23 protein-coding genes are annotated in these 24,643 nt (G+C 70.4%); 16 read left to right on the top strand and 7 right to left on the bottom strand.

Translation table 11 applies throughout. From position 1 onward, the window contains the following. The first annotated feature begins 56 nt into the window (after window positions 1–56). Window positions 57–1,235, top strand: coding sequence for a glycoside hydrolase family 1 protein (locus QRN27_RS06015; RefSeq protein WP_285041129.1), 1,179 nt, complete (start codon window positions 57–59; stop codon window positions 1,233–1,235). A gap of 288 nt (window positions 1,236–1,523) precedes the next feature. Here the strand turns inward: QRN27_RS06015 and QRN27_RS06010 are convergent, their stop codons facing one another. Next, the gene (locus QRN27_RS06010; RefSeq protein ID WP_285041128.1) at window positions 1,524–2,288 is read right to left on the bottom strand and encodes a winged helix DNA-binding protein; all 765 of its coding nucleotides are present in this window, start codon (window positions 2,286–2,288) and stop codon (window positions 1,524–1,526) included. A 53-nt stretch (window positions 2,289–2,341) separates the two neighbouring features. Here QRN27_RS06010 and QRN27_RS06005 point away from each other — a divergent pair, with 53 nt between their 5' ends. After that, on the top strand, window positions 2,342–3,007 hold the full coding sequence (locus QRN27_RS06005) for a MarR family winged helix-turn-helix transcriptional regulator (RefSeq protein WP_285041127.1): 666 nt from the start codon (window positions 2,342–2,344) through the stop codon (window positions 3,005–3,007). Window positions 3,008–3,156: 149 nt separating this feature from the next. On the opposite strand, the gene QRN27_RS06000 is transcribed toward QRN27_RS06005, so the two are convergent. Together QRN27_RS06000 and QRN27_RS05995 are read right to left on the bottom strand one after the other, a co-directional pair. Beyond that, a complete protein-coding gene (locus QRN27_RS06000) occupies window positions 3,157–3,927 on the bottom strand; it encodes an SDR family NAD(P)-dependent oxidoreductase (RefSeq protein WP_285041126.1) in 771 nt (256 codons plus the stop codon). Continuing rightward, on the bottom strand, window positions 3,924–4,835 hold the full coding sequence (locus QRN27_RS05995; protein ID WP_285041125.1) for a fumarylacetoacetate hydrolase family protein: 912 nt from the start codon (window positions 4,833–4,835) through the stop codon (window positions 3,924–3,926). The genes QRN27_RS06000 and QRN27_RS05995 overlap by 4 nt, the downstream gene beginning before the upstream one ends. A gap of 181 nt (window positions 4,836–5,016) precedes the next feature. Between QRN27_RS05995 and QRN27_RS05990 the strand changes: the two genes are divergently transcribed. The 4 genes from QRN27_RS05990 to QRN27_RS05975 are packed head-to-tail and all read left to right on the top strand — an operon-like array spanning window position 5,017 to window position 8,557. Then, entirely contained in the window at window positions 5,017–6,306 is a 1,290-nt protein-coding gene (locus QRN27_RS05990; protein WP_285041124.1) for an L-fuconate dehydratase, read from the top strand. Beyond that, the gene (locus QRN27_RS05985) at window positions 6,299–7,252 is read left to right on the top strand and encodes an aldo/keto reductase (protein WP_285041123.1); all 954 of its coding nucleotides are present in this window, start codon (window positions 6,299–6,301) and stop codon (window positions 7,250–7,252) included. Before QRN27_RS05990 ends, QRN27_RS05985 begins: the two co-directional genes overlap by 8 nt. Further along, window positions 7,252–8,091, top strand: a complete 840-nt coding sequence (locus QRN27_RS05980; RefSeq protein ID WP_285041122.1) for an amidohydrolase family protein — start codon at window positions 7,252–7,254, stop codon at window positions 8,089–8,091. Before QRN27_RS05985 ends, QRN27_RS05980 begins: the two co-directional genes overlap by 1 nt. Window positions 8,092–8,140: 49 nt before the next feature. Continuing rightward, window positions 8,141–8,557 carry an RbsD/FucU family protein gene (locus QRN27_RS05975; RefSeq protein ID WP_285041121.1) on the top strand — a complete coding sequence of 139 codons (417 nt, stop codon included), beginning with the start codon at window positions 8,141–8,143 and terminating at the stop codon, window positions 8,555–8,557. A gap of 18 nt (window positions 8,558–8,575) precedes the next feature. Here the strand turns inward: QRN27_RS05975 and QRN27_RS05970 are convergent, their stop codons facing one another. From QRN27_RS05970 to QRN27_RS05955, 4 genes are all read right to left on the bottom strand, one after another. Then, window positions 8,576–8,986 (bottom strand): hypothetical protein, encoded by a 411-nt coding sequence (locus QRN27_RS05970; protein ID WP_285041120.1) that lies wholly within the window; start codon window positions 8,984–8,986, stop codon window positions 8,576–8,578. Beyond that, window positions 8,983–10,080: a serine hydrolase domain-containing protein gene (locus QRN27_RS05965; RefSeq protein ID WP_285041119.1), complete on the bottom strand. Its 1,098-nt coding sequence runs from the start codon at window positions 10,078–10,080 to the stop codon at window positions 8,983–8,985. The genes QRN27_RS05970 and QRN27_RS05965 overlap by 4 nt, the downstream gene beginning before the upstream one ends. Before the next feature lie 26 nt (window positions 10,081–10,106). Then, window positions 10,107–10,679, bottom strand: a complete 573-nt coding sequence (locus tag QRN27_RS05960; RefSeq protein ID WP_285041118.1) for a helix-turn-helix domain-containing protein — start codon at window positions 10,677–10,679, stop codon at window positions 10,107–10,109. A 64-nt stretch (window positions 10,680–10,743) separates the two neighbouring features. Next, window positions 10,744–12,210, bottom strand: a complete 1,467-nt coding sequence (locus tag QRN27_RS05955) for an MFS transporter (protein ID WP_285041117.1) — start codon at window positions 12,208–12,210, stop codon at window positions 10,744–10,746. A gap of 159 nt (window positions 12,211–12,369) precedes the next feature. On the opposite strand from QRN27_RS05955, the gene QRN27_RS05950 reads away from it, so the two are divergent. The 10 genes from QRN27_RS05950 to QRN27_RS05905 all read left to right on the top strand — a co-directional run bounded on the left by QRN27_RS05950 (window position 12,370) and on the right by QRN27_RS05905 (window position 24,625). Then, the gene (locus QRN27_RS05950) at window positions 12,370–14,952 is read left to right on the top strand and encodes an ATP-dependent Clp protease ATP-binding subunit (RefSeq protein ID WP_285041116.1); all 2,583 of its coding nucleotides are present in this window, start codon (window positions 12,370–12,372) and stop codon (window positions 14,950–14,952) included. Between the two features lie 313 nt (window positions 14,953–15,265). Further along, window positions 15,266–17,128, top strand: coding sequence for a molecular chaperone DnaK (dnaK, locus tag QRN27_RS05945; RefSeq protein ID WP_285041115.1), 1,863 nt, complete (start codon window positions 15,266–15,268; stop codon window positions 17,126–17,128). A gap of 2 nt (window positions 17,129–17,130) precedes the next feature. Next, complete coding sequence (locus tag QRN27_RS05940; RefSeq protein ID WP_056009048.1) at window positions 17,131–17,805, top strand: nucleotide exchange factor GrpE; 675 nt, start codon at window positions 17,131–17,133, stop codon at window positions 17,803–17,805. Window positions 17,806–17,807: 2 nt separating this feature from the next. Continuing rightward, a complete protein-coding gene (locus QRN27_RS05935; RefSeq protein WP_194669003.1) occupies window positions 17,808–18,809 on the top strand; it encodes a DnaJ C-terminal domain-containing protein in 1,002 nt (333 codons plus the stop codon). A gap of 24 nt (window positions 18,810–18,833) precedes the next feature. Then, window positions 18,834–19,250 carry a heat shock protein transcriptional repressor HspR gene (locus tag QRN27_RS05930; protein ID WP_285041114.1) on the top strand — a complete coding sequence of 139 codons (417 nt, stop codon included), beginning with the start codon at window positions 18,834–18,836 and terminating at the stop codon, window positions 19,248–19,250. 78 nt (window positions 19,251–19,328) lie between these two features. After that, window positions 19,329–19,991 carry a hypothetical protein gene (locus QRN27_RS05925; RefSeq protein WP_285041113.1) on the top strand — a complete coding sequence of 221 codons (663 nt, stop codon included), beginning with the start codon at window positions 19,329–19,331 and terminating at the stop codon, window positions 19,989–19,991. Window positions 19,992–20,058: 67 nt separating this feature from the next. Further along, window positions 20,059–20,451, top strand: coding sequence for a RidA family protein (locus QRN27_RS05920; RefSeq protein ID WP_285041112.1), 393 nt, complete (start codon window positions 20,059–20,061; stop codon window positions 20,449–20,451). Window positions 20,452–20,493: 42 nt separating this feature from the next. Next, a complete protein-coding gene (locus QRN27_RS05915; protein WP_285041111.1) occupies window positions 20,494–21,696 on the top strand; it encodes a class I SAM-dependent methyltransferase in 1,203 nt (400 codons plus the stop codon). A gap of 107 nt (window positions 21,697–21,803) precedes the next feature. After that, window positions 21,804–22,721, top strand: coding sequence for a DUF817 domain-containing protein (locus QRN27_RS05910; protein WP_285041110.1), 918 nt, complete (start codon window positions 21,804–21,806; stop codon window positions 22,719–22,721). Window positions 22,722–22,825: 104 nt separating this feature from the next. Beyond that, a complete protein-coding gene (locus QRN27_RS05905) occupies window positions 22,826–24,625 on the top strand; it encodes a sensor histidine kinase (RefSeq protein WP_285041109.1) in 1,800 nt (599 codons plus the stop codon). Window positions 24,626–24,643: the final 18 nt, after the last annotated feature.

Below are 24,643 nucleotides of genomic sequence, written 5' to 3'. Positions count from 1 at the left end.
CCGGTCCCTGAGCTTGTCGAAGGGCCACACCCCAACATGAAACAGGAGCTACACCCGTGCTGACCTTCCCCGACGGCTTCCTCTGGGGCGCCGCCACCGCTGCCCACCAGATCGAGGGCAACAACATCAACAGCAACTGGTGGGTGCACGAGCACGAAGCCGGGACGAACATCGTCGAGCCCTCGGGCGACGCGATGGACAGCTACCACCGCTACCGCGAGGACATGCAGCTCCTCGCCGACGCGGGGCTCAACACCTACCGCTTCAGCATCGAGTGGGCTCGCATCGAGCCCGAGCGCGGTGTCGTCTCGCGCGCCGAGGTCGACCACTACCGGCGCATGGTCGACACCGCGCACGAGCTCGGCCTCAACCCGGTCGTCACGCTCATGCACTTCACCGTGCCGCGCTGGTTCGAGCGTGACGGGTTCTGGCGGGCGAAGGACGCCGCCGACCTCTTCGCGCGGTACACCGAGCTGACCCTGCCGATCGTCGGCGAGGGCGTCGAGCACGTCTGCACGATCAACGAGCCGAACATCGCCGCCATGCTCGCCGGCGGTGAGGACGCCGCGAACCTCGTCGCGTACGGGCTCCCCAACCCGGACCTCTTCGTCGCCGATGCGCTCCTCGAGTCCCACAAGCGTTCGCGTGAGGTCCTGTCGCAGGTCTCGGGGCTGAAGTCCGGTTGGACCATCGCCACCCAGGCGTTCCGCTCGAACGGTGAGCCCGGTTCGGACGAGATGCTGCGCGAGTACGGCTACCCGCGCGACGACTGGTACCTCGAGCAGTCCGCCGGCGACGACTTCCTCGGTGTCCAGGCGTACACGCGCACGTTCATCGGACCGAAGGGTCCGCTGCCCGTCGAGGATGGCGTCGAGACGACGCTCACCGGTTGGGAGTTCTACCCGCCGGCCGCCGCCGAGGGTGTGCGGAGTGCGTGGGAGCTGTCCGGCGGGGTGCCGATCATGATCACCGAGAACGGCATCGCGACGTCCGACGACACGCGTCGGATCGACTACACCGACGTTGCCCTGCGCGAGCTGCACGCGTGCATCCAGGACGGCATCCAGCTGGAGGGCTACCTCCACTGGAGCGCCCTCGACAACTACGAGTGGGCGAGTGGTTTCCGGCCGACCTTCGGTCTCATCGCCGTCGACCGCGAGACCTTCGTGCGGACGCCCAAGCCGAGCCTCGCGTGGCTCGGAAACGTCGCGAAGGCCAACGGCCTCACCGACTAGCGGAAGTTCGCAATTCAGGACGTCTCCGGCGTGTCCGTCCCCGGAACCCGCTGACGAGTCGCGCCACGCGACGGGTCTCCTGAGTTGTGAACGAAGGGACCGCAGATTGTGTGTGTCCGCAATTCAGGACGCCTTCGGCGCGGCGCCCCGATTGCGGTCCGGTTGGCCGCGACGCGCGGTGCTGGTCCTGAGTTGTGAACGGAAAGAGCCCCGGGCAGCGGTTGCTGCCCGGGGCTCTTCGGATGGTGGTGGGTGCGGGACGCATGGGACGGTGACGCCGGCGACCGGTCAGCGGTCGCCGCGAGGGCCGCGACCGGAGCGACCACCTGGGCCGCGTCCGTGGGCCGTGCGCTCGTCCCAGCCGAAGGCCCGGGCGATGCTCCCGAGGCTGGCGAGGGTGGTCGCGAGGTCCTCGGGCGAGACGGCGTCGGTGACGGTCTGGCGGACGGCGTCGACCTTGGTGCGGAGCGCGTCGTGCGCCTCGCGACCGGCGTCGGTCAGCGTGATGCCGTCGGCGTCCACGGTGACCCAGCCGCGTGCGGCGAAGTCCATGACGATCTCGGCGGTCGAGCGACGGGGTCCGCCGTGCCCGCGGTGGTGGCCCGGCCCGAACGGTGCACCGCTGGAGCGGTGGTCACGGCCGAAGCCGCGACGGGCGTCTCGTCCGGGACCGAAGGCGTGGTCGCGGTGACCGTGCTCGTGATCGCTAGGACGTTCTGCCGAATCGGTGCCGTTGTCGGCCGTCGCCTCGGCGGTGCGCTCGGGGCGAGCGAAGCCGCGACCCGGGCCGAACCCGCCGCGGCGACCGAATCGTTCGGGGCCGTGCGATCCGCGGCGGTGCGGCGGGAAGGACACGTCGATCTCGTCGACGCTCGTCGCACCGGAGGCGATGACCTCGAGGGTGCGCCAGCTTCGGCGACCGAGGCCGTCCTCGGCGAGCACGTCGTGCATCGAGTGCTTGATCGCGTGATCGACGGTGCGGAGCCAGAAGCCGAGCGGGCGCTCGGGGGACTGGCTGGTGGACTGCTCTGGGGAAGTCGATGGGGTGTTCATGTGTGGTCTCCTTATTTGCATGCTCTGTTACATGTAAATGTATAATGACATGTATGTCCGACGATCGTCAAGCGCAGCCCAGCGAACCCACAGCAAGCGACCCCGTGGAGCTGATCGAGCACGCCCTCAGTCGGATCCGGCGCGACCAGGCAGGCCGTCGTTTCGGCGGCCGCGGCGGGCGTGGTGGCCCCGGGCATCGTCATCACGATGAGCACGGAGGAGACCATCACCACGACCACCACGGCGGCGGCGGGGACGAGCGCGGACGTGGGCGTGGTCCGGGCTTCGGGCCCGGCGTCGGTGGCCCTTGGGCTTCCGGCGCTGGCACCCGGCATCCGCGCGAGCAGGCGATCGCCCAGGCCGCCCGGTTCCGGATGCTGGACGCGCTCGCTCGTGAGGCGGCGTCCGGCGGCATGGGCATCAGCGCGCTCGCGGAGGCGATCGGGGTCGATCAGCCGCGAGCGAGCCGACTCGTGGCCGAGGCGACGAAGCGGGGCGAGGTCGCCCGCGCGGTCGACCCGAACGACGGACGACGGAGTGTGGTGCAGCTGAGTGCCGCCGGTCGCGCGGTCCTGCAGGAGGCGCACCGGGGTCGGCGTGAGGCGGTGACCGCGGCGCTCGCGGACTTCACGCCTGAGGAGGCGGCGCAGTTCGCCGCCTTCCTCGAGCGTTTCGTCGCGGCGTGGCCGCGCCCCGACGTCGCGGATCCGCCCGCCTGAGTTGTGGACCACACGACCCGTCCGGTCTCAGCGGTCCACAACTCAGGACGAGTCAGGCGTGTCGGTCCGGGAACGGCAGGCTCATGGCAGACGCGCCGGGACGCTCCTGAATTGTGAACCGTGCAGCAGGCATCGAGACTCGGCTCGCGCTACTGGGGACGCAGGCGCAGCTCCTGCATGCCACCGTCGACGGCGATCGAGGTGCCGGTCGTGGAGCCGGACCGTGGACTCGCGAGGTAGGCGACCGCGTCGGCGACCTCGGTCGCCGAGACCAGACGGCCGTGCGGCTGTCGTGCCTCGAGGGCTGCGCGTTCGGCGGCCGGGTCGTCGGCGCTGTCGAGCAGGCGGCCGACCCACGGGGTGTCGGCCGTGCCGGGGTTGACGCAGTTCACCCGCACGCCCTCGCGGAGGTGGTCGGCGGCCATCGCCCGGGTGAGCGAGAGGACGGCGCCCTTCGTCGCGGAGTAGAGCGCGCGCTGCGGGAGGCCGGCGGTCGCCGCGATCGACGCGGTGTTGACGATCGATGCGGCGGGCGACTCGCGCAGGTGGGGGAGTGCCGCCCGGGCGACTCTGGCCATGCCGATGACGTTGATGTCGAAGACGCGGTGCCATTCCTCGTCGTCGTTGTCCTCCACGCTGCCCTGCGCGCCGATCCCTGCGTTGTTCACGACGATGTCGAGGCGACCGAACCGGGCGACGACGGCGTCGACGGCCGCCCGCACGGAGGCGTCGTCGGCGACGTTCGTGCGCACCGAGAGTCGGTTGTCGGAATCACCGTCCACTGCAGGGTTGAGGTCGAGGATCGCGACCTTCGCGCCGTCCGCGGCCAAGCGGTCCACGATCGCCGCCCCGATGCCGGAGGCTCCGCCGGTCACGACGGCCACGAGCCCCGCGAACGCGCCCGTCTCCGAGTCGCTCATCGGCCGGCCTCCATCGCTGCGAGGGCTTCCGCGGGCTTCGCGGCCGGTGCGACTCCGGGAACCGGATCGACGAACCGCTGACGCTGTCGGCCGAGTCCCTCGATCTCGATCTCGCACACGTCGCCGGCAGAGAGGTAGGGGAAGCGACCCGACAGGGCGACCCCCTCCGGCGTGCCGGTGAGGACGAGGTCACCCGGTTCGAGCTGCAGGTACTGGCTGAGGTGCCAGATCACGGTCGCGACGTCGAAGATCAGGTCGGCCGTGGTGGAGTCCTGACGTGGTTCGCCGTTGACCCAGCTCCGCAGGCGGAGTGAGCCGGCGTCGACCTCGTCCGGGGTCACGAGCCAGGGGCCGGTCGGGTTGAATCCGGGGGCGCTCTTGCCCTTCGACCACTGCCCGCCGCTCACCGCGAGTTGGAAGTCCCGCTCCGAGACGTCGTTCGCGGTGACGAAGCCGGCGATACGGCTGAGGGCCTCGTCCGGGCTGTCGAGGTAGGAGGTGCGCTCGCCGATGACGACGCCCAGCTCGACCTCCCAGTCGGTCTTCGTGCTGCCGCGGGGGATGCGGACGTCGTCGTTCGGACCGACGACCGTGTTCGGCGTCTTGAGGAACATGATCGGGATCTCAGGCGGCGCCGACCCCGACTCGGCGGCGTGCGCGGCGTAGTTCATCCCGATGCAGACGACGGCGCTCGGCCTCGCGATCGGTGCTCCGATCCGGAGGGACACCGCGTCGTCGAGCGCTGGGAGGGCGCCGGACTCGAGTGCGGCTCGTGCCCGTTCGACACCGCCGCCGGCGAGGAACGCCCCGTCCACGTCGGCGGTGATCGATCGGAGGTCGTGGGCGGTGTCGCCCGAATACACGACGGGGATCTCCTCGTCCACGGGGCCGAGTCTGGCGAAGCGCATGCTGATCCTTCCGGTTCCGCCGGGTGTCCGCAGGCGAGGGACCCGGCCTCCTAGCCGATAACGTCTGAACTCTACCCCGAGGAAGTCGTCGATAGGAGGGGATTCGCGGGTTCATCCCAGCATTGACAGCACAGACATCGGATGTTTATGCTCAGGGCACCAGCCGAAGGAGCCCACCGCCGTGAGTAGCATCATCGGATTCGAGACGCATGACGTCCGCTTCCCGACCTCGACCACCCTCGACGGTTCAGACGCCATGAACCCCGACCCCGACTATTCGGCCGCGTACCTGCGTCTCGTCACCGACGCGGACGACGGGCACGAGGGTCACGGCTTCGTCTTCACGATCGGCCGCGGCAACGACGTCGAGGTCGCCGCCATCCACGCCCTCCGGGAGCACCTCCTCGGGCGCGAGGTCGAGCCGATCCTCGACGCCATGGGTGCCTTCTGGCGTGAGCTCGTCTACGACTCCCAGCTCCGCTGGCTCGGCCCGGAGAAGGGCGTCATACACATGGCGATCGGTGCCGTCGTGAACGCCCTCTGGGACCTCAAGGCGAAACGCGCGGGTCTGCCGCTCTGGCAGCTGCTGTCCACCATGACGCCGGAGCAGCTCGTCGAACTCGTCGACTTCCGCTACCTGAGCGACGTGTTCACCCGCGACGACGCGCTCGAGATCCTCCGGGTCGCGGAGCCGGGTCGCGCGGCCCGTACGGAAGCCCTCCTCGCCGCCGGCTACCCCGCCTACACGACGACACCCGGCTGGCTCGGGTACTCCGACGAGAAGCTCGACCGCCTCTGCCGGGAGGCCGTCGCGGACGGCTTCGCGCAGGTGAAGCTCAAGGTCGGTGGTGCCGTGGAGGACGACGTCCGTCGCCTCGCCATCGCCCGGAACGCGGTCGGTCCGGACATCCGCATCGCGGTCGACGCGAACCAGCGCTGGGACGTCGCCGAGGCGATCGACTGGATGGCGCGACTCGCTCCGTACGACATCGCCTGGATCGAGGAGCCGACGAGCCCCGACGACATCCTCGGCCACGCGGCCATCGCGCGCGGCGTCGCCCCGATCCCCGTCGCGACCGGTGAGCACATGGCCAACCGCATCATGTTCAAGCAGTTCCTGCAGGCGGACGCCCTCCAGGTCCTCCAGATCGACTCGACCCGCGTGGCCGGGGTCAACGAGAACGTCACGATCCTCCTGCTGGCGGCGAAGTTCGGCGTACCCGTGTGCCCGCACGCCGGCGGCGTCGGCCTCTGCGAGGCCGTGCAACACCTCTCGATGTTCGACTTCATCGCCGTCTCCGGCAGCGAGGATGGACGCATGATCGAGTTCGTCGACCACCTCCACGAGCACTTCGTCGAGCCGGTGGAGATCGTCGCCGGCCGGTACCGCGCTCCCCTCGCCCCCGGTGGCGGCTCCGAGATGCTCGCGACGTCGATCGCCGAGTTCACCTTCCGGGCTGCCGATGCCTGAGCTGCTCGTCCCCCGCCTCGCCTACGGCGCCGCCAATCTCGGCAACCTCTACCGCAAGCTCAGCGATGAGGAGGCCTGGGCGATCCTCGACGCGGCCTGGGAGCACGGGGTCCGGTTCTACGACACTGCTCCGCACTACGGACTCGGCCTGTCCGAGCGTCGACTCGGTGCCTTCCTCCGCACGAAGCCGCGAGACGAGTACGTGCTGTCCACCAAGGTCGGGCGGCTGCTCGTGCCGAACCCGGACGGCGCGGGCACGCTCGACACCGACAACGACTTCGTCGTCCCGGCGACGCTGCGCCGCGAATGGGACGCGAGCGAGTCGGGCGTCCGTCGCTCCCTCGACGAGTCCCTCGAGCGTCTGGGACTCGACCACGTCGACGTGCTCTACCTCCACGACCCCGAACGCAACGACCCGGAGTCCGGGATCGCGGAGGGCATCCCGGCGCTCGCCGCCCTGCGTGACGAGGGGCTCGTCGGTGCCGTCGGTATCGGCTCGATGGACGTCGAGGCGCTCCTCGCCGCCGTCCGCACCGGGCTGACCGACCTCATCATGATCGCCGGTCGGTTCACGCTCGCCGAGCAGCCCGCCGCGGCGGAGGTGCTCCCGGCCTGCCTCGACCACGGGGTGGGGGTGGTGGCCGCATCGGTCTTCAACTCCGGGCTGCTCGCGCGCTCGGTGCCGGATCCGGACGGTCGGTACGAGTACGGTGCCGTCCCACCCGAGGTCTTCGACCGTGCGGTCGCCATCGCCGAGGTCTGTCGCCGGTTCGACGTCGAGCTGCCCGCCGCGGCGCTCCAGTTCCCGCTGCGGCATCCCGCCGTGCGGACGGTCGCGGTCGGTGCCTCCCGACCGGAGCAGATGGTGCAGAACATCGAGCGCTTCGAGGCGCCGATCCCCGAGACGTTCTGGGCGGAGCTCCAGGCCAGCGGACTCCTCGGCTGATGCGTACGGTCGACGCGCACCTGCACCTGTGGAACCGCGCCGACGGGTACCGCTGGCTCGACCGCGCCGACGAGGCCCTGCGTCGGGATGTCACAGCGGAGGAGGCCGAAGCCGAGCTGCGCGCGGCCGGTGTCGACACGGCGGTCCTCGTCCAGGCGGACGACACGGAGGCCGACACGGAGTTCCTGCTCGACACGGCTGAGGCGCACGACTGGGTCGCCGGTGTCGTGGGCTGGGTACCGATCGACGACGCCGCGCGCGCGGAGCGCCTGCTCGACCACTGGGCGGATCGACGCCTGCTCCGTGGGGTGCGTCAGCTCTTGCACGACGACCCGCGCGACGGCCTGTTGGCCACACCGGATGCGCGTCGGCTGGCCGTGCTGCTCGCCGAGCGCGACCTCGTGCTCGACGTGCCGAACGCCTTCCCGCGGCTGCTCGGCGACGCCACGGCGCTCGCAGCAGCGGTGACGGACCTGACGGTCGTCGTCGACCATCTCGCGAAACCACCGACCGACCCTGCCGGGTTCGACGTCTGGTCCGCGCAGCTGACGGCGGTCGCCGCGCTGCCGAACACGGTCGCGAAGGTGTCGGGGCTCAGCACGGCCGGCCGTCGGTTCGCTGCCGACGACGCCCGGCGGGCGTGGGACGTCGCCCTCGACGGATTCGGTCCTGGTCGGCTCATGGTCGGTGGCGACTGGCCGATCACCATCACGAGTGGCGGGTATGCGCCCGTCTGGGCGGCGCTGACCGAGCTGGTCGGCACGCTCTCACCCGATGAGCGGGCCATGCTGCTCGGCGGGACCGCCGCGCGGGTGTACCGACTGGACGACGTGGCGTGACCGTGGACGGACAGACTGACATGATCGAAACACCGACGAGGAGGTCACCATGTTGACAGGGATCGATCCGATGCTGAGCGGCGAGCTGCTGCTGCACCTGGACGCGATGGGACATTCGGACGCGCTGGTGATCGCGGACGCGCACTTCCCGGCGGCACGGCTCGGCGCACGCGTCGTCGTCCTACCGACGCTGTCCACACCCGAAGTGCTGCGCGCGGTGCGGACGGTCATCCCGCTCGACGACGAGCCGGTCCTCGACCTCATGACGAGCGCCGACGGGACGGTGCTCGACGTGCAGCGCGAACTCATCGCCGCGGCCGGCACGACCGAGGACGCGGTGCGCTTCGTCGACCGCTTCGCCTACTACGACGAGGCGGCGACGGCGTTCCTCATCATCCGCACGGGCGAGACCCGGAAGTACGGGAACGTGACCCTGCGGAAGGGGCTCGTGACGCCCGGCGCCTGAGCGCGACCCGCGTCGTGCTCACCAGCAGAGCGCGACGATCGCGATGCCCACGGCCGCGTAGATCCCCGCAGTGACCTGCTGGCGGCGGGTGCGCGGCTCGACGGCGGTCTCGACCGTCGCGCCGTGTGCATCGAGCGAGCGCTTCGGCTTGGGTGCGTGCCAGGGGAGTGAGCGCCAGCGCAGGGCTGCACCGGCCAGCCCGAATCCGGTGATCGCGACCGCGAGCACCCAGACCCACGACCAGACGCCGACCGGCGAGGCGAGCGCACGGACGAGGGCGAGGATCACGATGCTGTCGACCGCGTCGACGACCAGTCGATGGCGATCGGTCGCCGCCCACCGGCCCGTCGACCACGCGTGGACGGTCTGGAGGGCGACGAACCAGGCGATGACGAGTGACACGACCACGGGGATGAGGATCTCGGTCATCGTCGTGCTCCGATCTGTTCGAGGAGGGCGACGCCTGCCGCGTCGACCGACTGCTGGGTGGCCGAGACGAGCACGACCGTGGTGCCGGTCGCCGGGACGACGCCGACGAAGGACGCGAACCCGCCCGTCGCACCGTTGTGCCACACGAGGTCGTCGCCGTCGATGGCCTCGCGGTCGACGATCCAGGCCCATCCGATCTCACGATCGCCGAACGCCGCCTTCGGGCCGAGTGCGTCGATGCCCGGCGCGCTGCCGTCGGCCAGCCGTTCCGCGAAGCGGGCGAGATCCTCGGTGTCCGAGCGGATGCCTCCGGCAGGCCCGATCGCCGTACCGGTCCATGCGGCGGCGGTCCGTCCGCCGGCGGTCTCACCGAGGAGGTCGCGGTCGCCCAGCTCGGCCGCATCGGCCACGGGGGCAGTCGAGTCAAGTCCCATCGGACCGGTGATCCGTTCCTCGAGCAGTTCGGCGTAGCTGGTGCCGGCTGCCGCTCCGAGCGCCGCGCCGAGGAGTTCGAAGCCGAGGTTGGAGTAGGTGCCCTTCGGGGTGTCCAGGGAAGCGGACCGGGCCTGCTCGAGCAGCTGGTCGAGGTCTTCGCCGTAGGGGTTCGCCGTCGTGAGCGCGAACCAGCTCGAGGAGAGGATGGTCGAGAGGTCGATCGGGAGCCGGGGCAGCCCTGAGCTATGGGTCGCGAGCTGCTCGAGGGTCACCTCGGCGGCGGGTGCGTCGCCGAGTTCGAGGAGTTCGCCGAGCGTGGTGTCCGGGGTGACCTCGCCGCGCTCGATCGCGTCGGCGAGGAGCAGCCCGGTGAAGGCCTTGCTGACCGAACCGATCTCGAACCGGGTGTCCGGTCGCGCGCCGATCGTCGTGGTGCGGGTGCCGTCCGGAGTGACGACGACGGCCAGGAGGGCCCGGTGGTCCGAGCCGGCGAGCTCGCGGACGGTCGCCGCGAGCTCCGCGTCACCCGTCGCTTCGGTCGGGAGGGTGGACGGGCCCGGCCGGACGGCGAGGCCGATCGCGAGGGCGACGGCCGTGCTGGCCGCTGCGATGATCCAGACCCGTCTGGATCGCGACGTGCGGCGTGCGGTGGTGGTCATGCTGAGTCCTCTCCGTGGTTCGGTGGTCATTCCATGGCGGCGACGGCGACGAGCAGCGGCACCAGCCGCGTGGGCGGGACGGCGACGCGTCCTCGTCCGGCTGCCTGCAGCCATCCCGCCGCGGTGAGCACGCGAACGTGGTGGTAGATCTGGCCGGTGGTGCCGATGCCGTCGAGCTCGCCGAGCTCGGTGAGGGCCGTCGTGCCGTTCGCGACCGCGAGGAGCAGCCGGAGGCGTACGGGCGACCCGATGGCCGCGAGCCGCGCAGCGGTCGTCGCGAGCGGGACGGATGCCGCGGCGTCGGCGGGCCCGGCGTCGTCGCCGAGGGCGAGGAGGTCGTCGGTGGCCCTGGCGTACTGCCACTGGACCGGTGCCCCGCCAGCGACGACGGATCCGGTGAAGAGGACGGCACCGTGTTCGAGCGACGCGGTGCGCTGCTCCAGTCCGCGGAGCGCCCAGAACGTGTCGTCCGACGTGGCGCTCGGCAGGACGTCGTCGGCGTCCTCCGCGGCCGGATCGTCGCCGGTCGTCCCCCCGAAGACCGCGGCTTCGAGCCGACGGAGGCGTGCCTCGTGATCACCAGGGTCGACGGTCGTCATGCCCCAAGTGTACAAATAACGTAATTACGAAATCAAGAGGTAGGGCGGTGCCGCCCGCCTCGGATCACTGGCGGGCGGAGAGCCTGCCCTGCTTCGCATGGACCGGGAGGAGGAGTCCGAGGCCCACCAGGAGGACGAGCACGATGCCGAGGATGCCCCAGAACTGCTCGCCACCGAGGGTGACGAACAGGGCGAAGGCGGTCGGCGCGAGGAAGGAGACGGCGCGGCCGGTCGTGGCGTAGAGGCCGAAGACCTCACCCTCGCGGCCCTCCGGGATGATGCGTGCCAGGAACGAGCGGCTCGCGGACTGTGCCGGGCCGACGAAGAGGCAGAGCATGAGTCCGAAGATCCAGAAGATCGTCGCGCCGCCCTCGTGCAGGAGGAAGACCGCGCTCCCGGCGATCACGAGGCCGATGAGCGACGCGACGATGACCGGCTTCGGGCCGACCTTGTCGTCGAGCAGGCCGATCGTGATGGTCGCGATGCCGGCGACGACGTTGGCGGCGATGGCGAAGATGATGACCTCGCCGGGCGAGAAGCCGAAGGTGCCTGCGGCCAGGACGCCGCCGAAGGTGAAGACGCCCGCGAGGCCGTCGCGGAACACGGCGCTCGCGAGCAGGAAGTACAGCGTCTGCCGACTGTCGCGCCAGAGCTCCGCGATGCTCTTCGCGAGCACGCCGTAGGAGGCGAAGAACCCGACGTGCGGCCGGGCGACGGCCTGGGGTGCGTGGTATTCGGGCACCGCGAACAGCACCGGCAGGGCGAAGATGCCGAACCAGGCGGCCGAGACGAGCATCGCGACCCGGACGTCCATGCCGTCGTCGCCCGTCATGCCGAACAGGCCGACCTCGGGGGAGATGAAGCCGAAGTACACGACGAGCAGCAGCACGATGCCGCCGATGTACCCCATGCCCCAGCCGAGGCCCGAGACCTTGCCGATGGACGACGGCGTCGAGACCTGCGCGAGCATCGCGTTGTAGTTGACGCCGGCGAATTCGAACACGATGTTGCCGACCGCGAGGAGCACGAGGCCCAGCCAGAGGAAGTTCGGATCGGGTGCGACGAAGAAGAGGAGCGCGGTGATCGCGACGACGACGTAGGTGTTGAAGCCGAGCCAGAACTTCCGTCGGCCGGCCGAGTCGGACCGCTGCCCGACGACCGGCGCGAGGATCGCGATGAGCAGGCCGGCGGCGGCGAGTGCCCATCCGAGCGAGGCGGACACCGCGGCCTCGTCGCCGAAGGCGTCACTCGTCAGGTAGACGGTGAACACGAAGGTGGTGACGACGGCGTTGAAGGAGGCGGAGCCCCAGTCCCAGAGGCTCCACGCGAAGATGCGTCCCTTGCGTCCCGATTGCGCCTTCACGGCGGCGACCTGCGAGGTGTCGAGGTCGACGGTGGCCGCCGCGGCGTCCGGGTCGACGAGCGGTGGAGGCGGGAAGTTGCGGGGGCGGGATCCGAGGCGTGGCGTGTCATCGCCGGTGCCGCTCCGCTTGCCGGTGCCGTCGGTGCCACCTGGGGGTGTCGTGCTCATGCACCGAGGCTAGTGCTCCGCGGTGAACGGCCGGTAGCGCACGGCCGTCGCACCGTTGCTGGGGGTTCGCTGGGACGCGGATCGAGCGCGGGAATAGCCGGGAGGGTCCCGCGTTGGACTTGAGCGTACGACACTCAAGTTTGAATCCAGGAGGTTCACGTGCCCGAAGACTTCACCCAGGGCGGCGCAGCAGCAGACGGCGGATCGTCGTCGTTCGACGACTTCCTCGCCCGATACCTCGAGGGCGAGCGGGCGCGTTCGGCGCGCACCATCGACCTCAGCCGCTTCCTCACCTCGCGGACGCAGGAGATCCTGCAGCGCGCCGGCCGGTTCGCACTCGAACGCGGTCAGAACGAGCTCGACGCGCTCCACATCCTGCGCGTCATCGTGAGCGAGGAGCCCGCGAAGGACGCCGTCGCGCGTCTCGGCGTCGACCCCAAGACCATCGCCCGCGCCGCCGAACAGCGGCTCCCGCAGGCGTCGTCGCCGAGCGTCAAGGACCCCGCGATCACGCCGTCCGCGCAGCGAGCCCTGTTCCACGCCTACCAGGTCGCCCGGGCCGCAGGCTCCACCTACGTCGACCCGGAACACCTCTTCTTCGCCCTCGTCATCAACCAGGACTCGCCCTCCGGCGAGGTGCTCGCGCGCGCCGGTGTCACGGCCGACGCGCTCACGCAGGGGATGCGCCAGACCGTCGGCGACCCCGGCGTGGCGACCGAGGACCGGACCGACGCGGACGACGACGACACGGATTCGGACACCCCGATGCTCGACCGCTTCGGCACGGACCTCACAGCCCTGGCCGCCGGTGGCTCGCTCGACCCCGTGATCGGCCGTGCCGACGAGATCGAGCAGACCATCGAGATCCTCTCGCGCCGCACCAAGAACAACCCGGTGCTCGTCGGTGAGGCCGGCGTCGGCAAGACCGCCGTCGTCGAAGGCCTCGCGCAGGCGATCGTCGACGGCGGCGTGCCCGAGCAGCTGCGCGGTAAGCGCGTCGTCTCGCTCGACCTGCCCGCCATGGTCGCCGGAACCCGCTACCGCGGCGACTTCGAGGAGCGCCTCACCGGCCTCCTCGACGAGATCGCGGCGAACCGCTCCGAGCTCATCGTCTTCATCGACGAGGTGCACACGGTCGTCGGCGCCGGCGGGTCCGGCGAGGGCGGCATGGACGCCGGCAACATCCTCAAGCCACGTCTCGCGCGCGGTGAACTGCACCTCATCGGAGCGACCACGCTCCGCGAGTACCGCGGCATCGAGAAGGACCCCGCGCTCGAGCGTCGGTTCCAGCCCGTGCGCGTCGGTGAGCCCTCCATCGAGGACGCCGTCCTCATCCTGGGCGGCCTCCGTCCCGCGTACGAGGAGCACCACGACGTCCGCTTCACCGACGACGCCCTCCGCGCCGCGGTGGAGCTCTCGGCCCGCTACCTGCCCGACCGCGTTCTCCCGGACAAGGCCATCGACCTCATCGACCATGCCGGCGCCAGGCTCCGGCTGCGGCTCGGCAAGACGGTGGACGTCAGTGCCCTCGTCGAGGAGCTCGCGACCCTCGAGGCCTCGAAGAACGCCGCGGTCTCGGCCGAGCACTACGAGGAGGCCTCGCGCATCCGCGACGAGATCACCGCCGTGCAGGCCAAGCTCGACGCCGCGTCCAACGGCCCCGGTGCCCGGACGGACAGCGCGGCCGTGGTCGACGAGACGCAGATCGCCGGCGTCGTCTCCCGCGCGACCGGCATCCCCGTCAACCGCCTGACCGAGGGCGAGCGGGAACGCCTCGCCGGCCTCGAGGACGAACTCCACGCCCGCGTCATCGGTCAGCACGACGCGGTCGCCGCGGTCTCGAAGGCCGTACGTCGCAACCGGACCGGCATGGGCGACGCGAACCGCCCCGTCGGCAGCTTCCTCTTCCTCGGCCCGACCGGCGTGGGGAAGACGGAACTCGCCAAGGCGCTCGCCGGATCCCTCTTCGCCGACGACACCTCGGTGATCCGCTTCGACATGAGCGAGTTCGGCGAACGCCACACGGTGTCGCGACTCGTCGGTGCCCCTCCCGGGTACGTCGGGTTCGACGAGGCCGGTCAGCTCACCGAGCGCGTGCGGCGCAACCCGTACTCGATCGTGCTCTTCGACGAGATCGAGAAGGCCCACCCGGACGTCTTCAACCTGCTCCTGCAGGTGCTCGACGACGGACGCCTCACCGACGGCCAAGGTCGGACGATCGACTTCCGCAACACGGTCGTCGTCATGACCTCGAACCTCGGTTCCGAGTTCCTCGCCTCCCGGTCGGGGGCGATGGGGTTCGTCGCCGGCGGCGCGGACGACCCGACGGGCTTCGGCTCGGAGGAGGCGCTCCGAGCCCGGGTCATGGGCAAGCTGCGTGAGGCGATGCGGCCCGAGTTCCTGAACCGGATCGACGAGATCGTCCTGTTCCGGAAGCTCGACCAGGCACAGCTGCAGGAGATCGTCGGGCTCATGCTCGGACGCACATCCGAGCGTCTCGCCGCTCGAGGCGCGTCCCTCGAGACGACGCCTGCGGCACTCGCGCTCCTCGCCGAGCTCGGATACGAGCCGGAGTACGGAGCTCGTCCACTGCGCCGCCTCATCCAGCGCGAGGTCGACGACCGGATCGCCGAACTCGTGGTTGCCGGCGGTGTCGGCGCGGGCTCCCGCATCCACGTCGGCGCGGCCGACGGGGCGATCGTCGTCACCGAGCAGAACGCGGTGCTCGCCGACGCAGCCTAGGGATCACCCCTTCGACAGGCTCAGGGACCGGACCTCCGGCCCTGGGCCTGTCGGCGTCTCCGGCCCCGGGTCCCTGAGCTTGTCGAAGGGCACCCTGGCCATCCGCTGGGAGTTGAGCCAGCAGGACTCAACTTTCTTGACGACGAAACGGGCCTTCGCTAACATTGAGTCATCGGGGCTCAAGTCTCGTACATCATCGCAACACCCATCCAATCAGCTCGGTGCCGAGCTCGTCGAGTCGGCCGGAAGCGGCAAGCATGCCGTCCGGGTCGACGAGTTCTGAACCGGCAGTCAACACAAGGAGAACCAACACATGGCACGTGCAGTAGGCATCGACCTCGGTACCACCAACTCGGTGGTCGCCGTCCTCGAAGGTGGAGAACCCACCGTCATCGCCAACGCCGAGGGCTTCCGCACCACCCCCTCCGTCGTCGCATTCACGAAGGACGGCGAGGTGCTCGTCGGCGAGACCGCGAAGCGCCAGGCCGTCACCAACGTCGACCGCACCATCGCGAGCGTCAAGCGCCACATGGGCACCGACTGGAAGTTCGACGTCGACGGCAAGAAGTACACCCCGCAGGAGCTGTCGGCCCGCATCCTGGCCAAGCTCAAGCGCGACGCCGAGCAGTACCTGGGCGACACCGTGACCGACGCGGTCATCACCGTCCCCGCCTACTTCAACGACGCCGAGCGTCAGGCCACGAAGGAAGCCGGTGAGGTCGCAGGCCTCAACGTGCTCCGCATCATCAACGAGCCGACGGCCGCCGCCCTCGCGTACGGCCTCGACCGCGGCAAGGAGGACGAGCTCATCCTCGTCTTCGACCTCGGTGGCGGTACCTTCGACGTCTCGCTGCTCGAAGTGGGCAAGGACGACGACTTCTCCACCATCCAGGTGCGTTCCACCTCCGGTGACAACCGCCTCGGTGGCGACGACTGGGACCAGCGCGTCGTCGACTACCTGATCAAGCGCTTCAAGGACTCGACCGGTGTCGACGTCTCGGGCGACAAGATCGCGAAGCAGCGCCTCAAGGAAGCCGCCGAGCAGGCGAAGAAGGAGCTCAGCTCCTCGATGTCGACCTCGATCCAGCTCCCGTACCTCTCCCTCACGGAGAACGGTCCGGCGAACCTCGACGAGACGCTCAGCCGCGCGAAGTTCGAGGAGCTCACCAACGACCTCCTCGAGCGCACCCGCAAGCCGTTCAACGATGTCATCGCCGAGGCCGGCGTGAAGGTCTCCGACATCGCGCACGTCGTGCTCGTCGGTGGATCGACCCGTATGCCCGCCGTCGCCGAGCTCGTCAAGAAGCTCACCGGTGGTCAGGAGCCCAACAAGGGCGTCAACCCTGACGAGGTCGTCGCCGTGGGCGCCGCCCTCCAGGCCGGCGTGCTGAAGGGTGAGCGCAAGGACGTGCTGCTCATCGACGTCACCCCCCTGTCGCTCGGTATCGAGACCAAGGGTGGCATCATGACGAAGCTCATCGAGCGCAACACCGCGATCCCCACCAAGCGGAGCGAGACCTTCACCACGGCAGACGACAACCAGCCGTCCGTCGCGATCCAGGTGTTCCAGGGCGAGCGCGAGTTCACCCGCGACAACAAGAACCTCGGCACCTTCGAGCTGACCGGGATCGCTCCGGCTCCGCGCGGCGTGCCGCAGGTCGAGGTCACCTTCGACATCGACGCCAACGGCATCGTGCACGTGTCCGCCAAGGACAAGGGCACGGGCAAGGAGCAGTCGATGACCATCACCGGTGGCTCGTCCCTCGGCAAGGAGGACATCGAGCGCATGGTCCGCGAGGCCGAGGAGCACGCTGCGGACGACAAGGCCCGCCGCGAGCAGGCCGAGGTCCGCAACAGCGCCGAGCAGCTCGCCTACTCGATCGACAAGCTCATCAAGGAGAACGACGACAAGCTCCCCGAGGACGTCAAGACCGACGTCCAGGGCGACGTCGACGCCCTGAAGAGCGCGCTCGCCGGTGAGGACGAGGACGCGGTGAAGGCCGCGTTCGACAAGCTCAACGAGAGCCAGGTCAAGCTCGGTGAGGCCATCTACGCCCAGGCGCAGACCTCCGAGTCCGCCGCAGGAACCGAGGCCCCGGCCGAGGACACGACCTCCGATGAGGACGTCGTGGACGCCGAGGTCGTCGAGGACGAAGACGACAAGGACAAGAAGTAACCATGACTGACGAGAACCAGAACCAGAACCAGGACGATCCCATCATTCGCGACAAGCGTCGGATCGACCCGGAGACCGGCGAGGTTCGTCAGCCTGGCACCGAGGGGGCTGACGCCGACGCGTCGGCCCCCTCGGGCGCACCTGCCGAATCCGCCGACGCCGCCGCGTCGGGTGCCGAGGACGAGCTGACCGTCGAGGACATCCTCAACGCCGCTCCCGAGGAGCCCGTGCAGGCAGGCGACCTCTCGCCCGCCGAGCAGCTCGCCGCAGAACGCCTCGGCGACCTGCAGCGCGTCACGGCCGAGTACGCGAACTACCGCAAGCGCACCGAGTCCGGCCGCGAGGTGGAGCGCGAGCGCACCACCGGCGAGGTCGCGAAGGTCCTGCTGCCGGTGCTCGACGACCTCGACCGTGCCCAGAAGCATGGCGACCTCGAGGGAGACTCCCCGTTCGCGCAGATCGCGGCGAAGCTGCGCACCTCCGCCGAGCGACTCGGTCTGAAGCCCTTCGGCACGGTCGGAGAGACCTTCGACCCCAACGTGCACGAGGCCATCTTCCAGCAGCCCACCCCGGGCGCCGAGGGCGAGACCGTCCTCGACGTCGTGGAGACCGGATACACCCTGGGCTCCACCCTGCTGCGCGCCGCGAAGGTGGTCGTCGCGGTCCCGGCGAGCTAGCCATGGCGAGTCAGGACTGGTTCGACAAGGACTTCTACAAGGTCCTCGGCGTCTCGAAGGACGTGACGCCGGCGGAGCTGAAGAAGGTCTACCGGAAGCTCGCCAGGCAGTATCACCCGGACTCCAATCCGGGCGATGCGAAGGCCGAGGCGAAGTTCAAGGAGATCAGCGAGGCCCACTCCGTGCTCGGCGACCCCGAGCAGCGCAAGGAGTACGACGCCGTGCGCGCGATGGGCGGTGGAGCACGCTTCACCGCTCCGGGTGCCGGCGGCGGCCAGGGCGGCTTCGAGGACGTCTTCGGGTCGATGTTCGGTGGGGGCGCCGGCGGTGGCGGACGCCAGAGCTACAGCTACCAGCAGGCCCCTCCGGGCTACGAGGACATCCTGGGCGGCATGTTCGGCCAGGGTGGCTTCGGCCAGACCACCGGCGGGTTCCGCGGCTACGGCGGACCGACGCCCGGACGCGACATCACCGCGCACACGACGATCGACTTCATCACGGCCACCCAGGGCGACACCATCTCCCTGCAGACCTCCGAGGGACGCACCATCAAGGTGAAGATCCCGGCAGGAGTGTCCGACGGCCAGAAGATCCGACTGCGCGGCAAGGGACAGCCGAGTCCGGACGGCGGTGAGGCCGGCGATATCGTGGTCACCGTGAGTGTCCGCAAGCATCCCGTGTTCGAACGCGACGGCCTGAACCTGCGCGTCACCGTGCCGGTCACCTTCGTGGAGGCCGCGCTCGGCGCGACGATCGAGGTTCCGACGCTCGGCGGCGAACCCGTCAAGCTGCGGGTCGCCCCCGGTACGCCGAGCGGACGCGTGCTCCGCGTCAAGGGTCGGGGCGTCGCGACGACGAAGGGCACGGGTGACCTGCTCGCCGTCGTGCAGATCGTCGTCCCGGCACACCTCGGCGGCGAGGCGAAGGAAGCACTCGAACGGTTCCACGAGCTGGAACCGAAGGACAACCCCCGCGACGAGCTCATCGCCCGCGCGCGGGGCTAGGCACCACCGGAAGGGATTGGGCGCATGGACGAGAACTCGCCGGTCTTCGCGATCGCGATGGCTGCTGAGCTCGCCGGCATGCACCCGCAGACCCTCCGGCAGTACGACCGGCTCGGCCTCGTGTCACCCACGAGGACGGCCGGGAAGTCGCGCCGATATTCGATGCGCGACATCGCCCAGCTCCGGGAGGTCTCCAGGCTGAGCGCCGAGGGCGTCAGCCTGGAGGGCATCTCCCGCATCCTGACCCTGGAGAACGAGGTCACCTCGCTCCAGGGTCGGGTGCGCGAACTGGAGCACGCCCTCGCCAACGCCCTGCTGCGGTCCCCGGGGAACCGGGTGTTCGCCGCCGGCATGGAGGGCAGCGTCGTGCCGATGCGGAGCGGCACCCGCACGCGTCGGCGCACGGAAGTCGTCGTCTGGCGGCCGTCGCACTCCGAATAACCGAGCACCGCGCACCCGTGGTCGTCATCCCGAGTGGATGACGGCGCGGGTGCGCTGTCGTATGCGTAGGGTTGGGGCATGAGCGCGCAGCCCGTGGTGACGAAGCCGGATCCGGCACAGACCGCTCCGGCGACCGCACGCCGGCGTCGCGGCGCGCGGCTGACGGGACTGTCGGCCTATCCGCTCATGTACTTCGGCGTGATCGCCGGGGTCCTCCCGCTCGTCACCCTCGTCGTGATCGGTGCGCCGATCCTGTTCGGCGTGCTCTTCGGTGCCGGCGAGGCGGAGTGGGTCAACGGCTTCTCGCGCGCGTTCGGGTTCATCCTGCTCTTCCTGACGCCGCCGTTCGGTGCCTGGGTGTGGGGGTATGTCGCCCTCGGCGTCGTCGCCTTCCTCGGCGGCATCGCCCTCAGCCTGCGGATCCTGCGCAGCCACGGCGTGCGTCGTGCCGGGGCCGTCACGCACTGGGGCATGTGGGCGACGGTGCCGTTGCAGCTCGTCTTCGCCGTCGTCAGCCTCCTCGTCGTCGTCGGAGCGACCGCATCCCTGCGGGCCGAGGACACGAGCGGGGTCGAGACCGTTCGGGCGTTCGGTCAGGGGATCGCCATCGCGACCGGCGTGAACCTCCTCGTCTCCGCCGGCCTCGGTGTCCTCATCTTCCCGGCCGTCCTCCGAGCCGTGAAGGCGGAGAAGCCTGTGAAGCCGGAGAAGCCCGGGAAGCGGTCGCGCCCGCGCGGCTGAGCTCTGGACGGTGTTCGCCCCCGAGGGGGAGAATCGCCATCACAACCGGTCCAGAGAGGATGCCGTCATGACCACGTCGCCGATTCCCATCGATCCGCCCTCGATGTACACGAGCCCCGCTTTCGCGCAGGGGATGGTCCTCCCAGCCGGACCGACACTGTTCGTCGGCGGCCAGAACGGTGTCGATGCCGAGGGCGCCCTCGTGGACGGGCTCGGCCCACAGACGGAACAGGCGCTCCGCAACGTCCTCACCGTGCTCGCCGAAGCCGGCTCCGGGCCCGAGTACGTCGCGAAACTCACCATCTATCTGGCGCCCGGTATCGACCCCTCCGACGCCTACGCCGCGACGGCGACCGTCTGGGGCGGACGGCGGACCGCAGTCACGGTCGTCTCGGTCGCGCCGGCGCGCCCGGGAGCGCTCGTCGAGATCGACGCGGTCGCGGCGGTCCCGGCGTCCTGAGCGGACGAACCGCCGCCGACGACCCGCCGGTACGCTGAGGGGATGCCCGAGTTCTCCTTCGACGCACTGCGTCGGTTCCCCGATCACGAGGCACCGAACCTCTTCGCCGTCGACGCGACCGACCGGTTGCTGCTCGACGAAGCGGCCGCGGCCCTCGACGGACGGGTACCCGCCGCCGGTGAGATCGTCGTCGTCGGTGACGCCTATGGCGCCCTGACGCTCGGCGCGCTCGCCCTCCTCGGGGCGACGGACGTCCGGGTCCACCAGGACGCCGCGGTCGGTGAACGCGCCCTCGCGGCGAACGCCGAACGGCTCGGCGTCGACGGCAGCTTCCGCAACCTGCCGCTCGGCGAGGAACTGTTCGCGGGCGCATCACTCGTGCTCCTCCAACTCCCGAAGCACCTCGAAGCGCTGCACGAGATCGCCGCCGCCGTGGCCCGCTGGAGCACGGCCGACGTCCTCCTCCTGGCCGGCGGGCGGGTGAAGCACCTGACGCCCGCGATGAACGACGTGCTCGGGCGGAGCTTCTCGACCGTCGCCGCGAGCCTGGCCCGCCAGAAGTCGCGGGTGCTCCGCGCGAGCGGACCGGTGGTCGCAGCGGGCGCAGAGGGCCAGCCTGCCGACGCCGACACCACGGCCTCGACGACGGTGCGCACCGAGCACCACGCCGACATCGGCCTGACCATCGCCGCCACCGGCACCGCGTTCGCGGGCACGAAGCTCGACATCGGCACCCGGTTCCTGCTCGAGCTGCTGCCGGACATCGCGCCGTCAGCCCGGACCGCCATCGACCTCGGCTGCGGCACCGGCGTCCTCGCGGTGTCCCTCGCCATCGCCAGACCCGAGCTCGCAGTCATCGCGACCGATCAGTCGGCCGCCGCGGTCACGTCGACCACCGCGACCATCGCCGCCAACGACGACGCGGATCGCCGGTTGGCCGAGCGCATCACGGTCGTCCGCGACGACGGCCTGTCCACGCAGCCGGACGCGTCAGCCGACCTCATCGTCCTGAACCCGCCGTTCCACAGCGGCACCACCGTCCACACCGGCGTCGCGCACGACCTCTTCGCCGAGGCCGCTCGCGTCCTCCGGCCGGACGGCACCCTCGCCGTCGTGTGGAACTCGCACCTCGGCTACCGGGCGGTCCTCGAACGGCTCGTCGGTCCGACCACGCGGCTCGCGCGGAACCAGAAGTTCACGGTGACGCTCTCGCACCCCCGGGCCGCCGGCGGCACCACCGACTGACGTCGGCGCGCGGGCGTCAGGCGGCGTTCCACAGTCGCTCGATGCGCCCGCGTCGGGGTCGCCCCGGGTCTCAGCCCGGGTGCGGGCCTGGCCCGTATGCTGGCCCGATGTCCGAGCCGTCCCTGCCAGCAGACGCAGCGGGTCGAGGCTCCCGCCGGGCGGGCGGACACGAGCTCACGGTGGTCGAGCGGTGGATCGACGACCGTGCGAACCGGCTCTTGCGGGACGCCCCCGGCGGCGGGGTGCGCGCACGGCTCGTCGAGTTCCTCGTGTTCGGGGCGAAGCAGGCCTGGGCCTGCGTCTTCGGTGCCGCGATGCTCCTCGTCATCGTGGCCGCCCGGCTCTGGTACCCGGACGACGTCTGGCTCGCACGGAACGACGCCCTCGTCGTCGCCGCCGTCGTGATCCAGGTGGTCATGATCGCCACCCGGCTCGAGACCGGCCGCGAGCTGTGGGTGATCGTCCTGTTCCACCTCGTCGGGACGGGCATGGAGCTGTTCAAGACCGGCGTGGGGTCCTGGGAGTACGACGGCGGCGGGGTCCTCCATCTCGGCGCCGTGCCGCTGTACACGGGGTTCATGTACGCGGCGGTCGGCTCGTACCTGGTGCGTGTGTACCGACTGTTCGACCTCCGCTTCGACCGCTACCCGCGCGTCTGGCTGACCACCCTGGTCGCGGCCGGCATCTACATCAACTTCTTCAGCCAGCACTACATCGTCGACCTGCGGTGGGTACTGCTCGCGGCCGTCCTCGTCATGTTCGCCCGGACGATCATGCACTTCCGGGTCTTCCGCCGGACGTATCGGATGCCGGTGCTGCTCGCGTTCCTCCTCGTCGCCGGGTTCATCTGGATCGCCGAGAACATCGGCACAGTCACCGGCGCCTGGCTCTACCCGAACCAGGAGGACGGGTGGCAGCTCGTGCCGCTGACGAAGCTCGTGTCATGGTTCCTGCTGATGATGATCTCCGTCGTGATGGTGACCTGGGTCTACCCGCCGAAGCGGCCGGACCCGCGCCCGGCCTGAACCGCCGCGCGCCGGGGATTGTCGGGCGTGTCCCGGTACCCGGTAGGGTTCCGAAGTGAGCGGCCCGATCCCGGTGTCCCGCTCGTCCACTCCGGAGAGCAGCCATGGCCCAGCGTCAGCCCCAGGACCCACGGTTCCGCGAACGTGCCGGCGCGCAGCCGCGTCCCGTTCAGGCGCGTCCCGCGCAGCCGGGTGCCGATCGGCCGCAATCCACGCAGCCGGCTGCTGCTCGGCCGGATGCCGCCCGTCCCTCCGCGACGCCGGTCGTCGGCATCACCGTCCCGGCTGCGGCCGCCGCGCCCCTGCCCCGGACGAACCACCTCTTCGCCGGCGCGCAGTTCGCGTTCATCGCTTCGATCGTGATGCTCGGTGGCTACATCGGCCTGACCTCGACCTGGACGCTCCTGGCGCCCGACTTCCTCATCGGGCTCTCGCTCACGGCAGCGGCCACCTCCCTGCTCTTCGCCGTGCCGCCGTCGGGTGCGCTCCGCGGACTGCTCGTGCTCGTGCCGACCATCGACATGCTCGCCGTGGGGTTCTTCCGCGACACCCTGCCGAACCTGCCGACGTCCGGTCTGCTGCTGGTGATCCCCGTCCTCTGGCTGGCCGGCGGGTTCGGGGTCTCTGCCCTGCCCGTGCCGGTGTTCGGAGCGATCTTCGTCTCGCTCGTCCCGGTGGCGCGTGCCGGAGCCTGGCCGACGACGCCCGGCGGCTGGGGCGCACTCTGCATCCTGCCCGCGCTCGTCCTCATCATGACCGTCACCGTGCACCTGGCCGCACGGCAGCTCCGCGCCCACGAGGGACGCGCACGCATCGCGCTCGCCGCAGCGACCGAGGCGGCGGCCGTTGCGACGACGGTGTCGGAATCCGTCGACGCCGCCGTGGTCTTCTTCCGCCCCGACGGTTCGGCTGCGCTCCGCAACCAGGCGACGTACGAACAGGCCGCACTCGCCGGGTTCGACCCGAAGACCCGCTCCGGTGTCCACGTGTACGGAATGGACCGGACCACGAGGTTGCGGCCCGAACAGCAGGTCATCAACCGGGCGCTCCGCGGGGAGAGCTTCCGCGGCGAGCTCTACTGGGTGGGGGAACCGGGCGACCAACGCGCCATCATCGGGAATGCACGACAGGTGCACTCCGAGGACGGCACCTTCCTCGGGACCATCACCGTCGGTCACGACGTCACCGACCTCGCCAACGCGGTGGCGCTGCGGGAGGCGTTCCTCATCGACGTCTCCCACGAGCTCCGCACGCCGCTGACCTCGATGATCGGCTACCTCGACCTCCTCACCGAGGGACACGACCTCAAGGGACTCGGCCTCGAGCGCGAGGTCGCGACGATCCAGCGCAACGCCGAGCAGTTGTACGCGATCATCGGCGACCTCCTCGCGGCCGGTGACGCGGAGATGCGGGTGCGCATCGCGCTCACCGACCTCGGCGACATCGCCAGGGAGAGCGTGGCCGCGATCCTGCCGCGCGCCTCGGACGCCGGGGTCGCCGTCCGCGCCGAGGTCCCGCCGCACGTCGAGTTGGAGGGTGACGGGTCGAGGCTCCGCCAGGTCCTCGACAACCTGCTCTCGAACGCGGTGAAGTACACCCCGCGCGGTGGTCGCGTCGTCCTGACCGTCTCCGCGGACGACGACACCTCCACCGTCACCGTCGCGGACACCGGTATCGGCATCTCGCCGGACGACCAGCGGCAGCTCTTCGACCGCTTCTTCCGGGCCAGGGAGGTCCGCGACGAGGCGCAGCCCGGTGTGGGCCTCGGCCTGTCGATCGTGAAGTCGATCACCGAGGCGCACCACGGGTGGATCGCCGTCTCCAGCCGCCCCGGCCGCGGCTCCACCTTCACCGTGACCCTGCCGCTGCGCCAGCCGCGCGCCGGCACCCCCGCGACCGCCTGAATCGGTCGCCAGCGGGGA

The organism is Plantibacter sp. LMC-P-059a (assembly GCF_030209505.1).
Lineage (GTDB): Bacteria > Actinomycetota > Actinomycetes > Actinomycetales > Microbacteriaceae > Plantibacter.
The sequence above is the reverse complement of the archived record's forward strand: the minus strand, read 5'-3'. Positions and strand labels throughout refer to the sequence as shown.

Bases quoted from the DNA above. Each gene is read 5' to 3' on its own strand.
- QRN27_RS06010 (WP_285041128.1), bottom strand. From the start codon at position 2,288: ATGAACACCCCATCGACTTCCCCAGAGCAGTCCACCAGCCAGTCCCCC.
- QRN27_RS06005 (WP_285041127.1), top strand. From the start codon at position 2,342: ATGTCCGACGATCGTCAAGCGCAGCCCAGCGAACCCACAGCAAGCGAC.
- QRN27_RS06000 (WP_285041126.1), bottom strand. From the start codon at position 3,927: ATGAGCGACTCGGAGACGGGCGCGTTCGCGGGGCTCGTGGCCGTCGTG.
- QRN27_RS05995 (WP_285041125.1), bottom strand. From the start codon at position 4,835: ATGCGCTTCGCCAGACTCGGCCCCGTGGACGAGGAGATCCCCGTCGTG.
- QRN27_RS05985 (WP_285041123.1), top strand. From the start codon at position 6,299: ATGCCTGAGCTGCTCGTCCCCCGCCTCGCCTACGGCGCCGCCAATCTC.
- QRN27_RS05980 (WP_285041122.1), top strand. From the start codon at position 7,252: ATGCGTACGGTCGACGCGCACCTGCACCTGTGGAACCGCGCCGACGGG.
- QRN27_RS05975 (WP_285041121.1), top strand. From the start codon at position 8,141: ATGTTGACAGGGATCGATCCGATGCTGAGCGGCGAGCTGCTGCTGCAC.
- QRN27_RS05970 (WP_285041120.1), bottom strand. From the start codon at position 8,986: ATGACCGAGATCCTCATCCCCGTGGTCGTGTCACTCGTCATCGCCTGG.
- QRN27_RS05965 (WP_285041119.1), bottom strand. From the start codon at position 10,080: ATGACCACCACCGCACGCCGCACGTCGCGATCCAGACGGGTCTGGATC.
- QRN27_RS05960 (WP_285041118.1), bottom strand. From the start codon at position 10,679: ATGACGACCGTCGACCCTGGTGATCACGAGGCACGCCTCCGTCGGCTC.
- QRN27_RS05955 (WP_285041117.1), bottom strand. From the start codon at position 12,210: ATGAGCACGACACCCCCAGGTGGCACCGACGGCACCGGCAAGCGGAGC.
- dnaK (WP_285041115.1), top strand. From the start codon at position 15,266: ATGGCACGTGCAGTAGGCATCGACCTCGGTACCACCAACTCGGTGGTC.
- QRN27_RS05940 (WP_056009048.1), top strand. From the start codon at position 17,131: ATGACTGACGAGAACCAGAACCAGAACCAGGACGATCCCATCATTCGC.
- QRN27_RS05935 (WP_194669003.1), top strand. From the start codon at position 17,808: ATGGCGAGTCAGGACTGGTTCGACAAGGACTTCTACAAGGTCCTCGGC.
- QRN27_RS05930 (WP_285041114.1), top strand. From the start codon at position 18,834: ATGGACGAGAACTCGCCGGTCTTCGCGATCGCGATGGCTGCTGAGCTC.
- QRN27_RS05925 (WP_285041113.1), top strand. From the start codon at position 19,329: ATGAGCGCGCAGCCCGTGGTGACGAAGCCGGATCCGGCACAGACCGCT.
- QRN27_RS05920 (WP_285041112.1), top strand. From the start codon at position 20,059: ATGACCACGTCGCCGATTCCCATCGATCCGCCCTCGATGTACACGAGC.
- QRN27_RS05915 (WP_285041111.1), top strand. From the start codon at position 20,494: ATGCCCGAGTTCTCCTTCGACGCACTGCGTCGGTTCCCCGATCACGAG.
- QRN27_RS05910 (WP_285041110.1), top strand. From the start codon at position 21,804: ATGTCCGAGCCGTCCCTGCCAGCAGACGCAGCGGGTCGAGGCTCCCGC.
- QRN27_RS05905 (WP_285041109.1), top strand. From the start codon at position 22,826: ATGGCCCAGCGTCAGCCCCAGGACCCACGGTTCCGCGAACGTGCCGGC.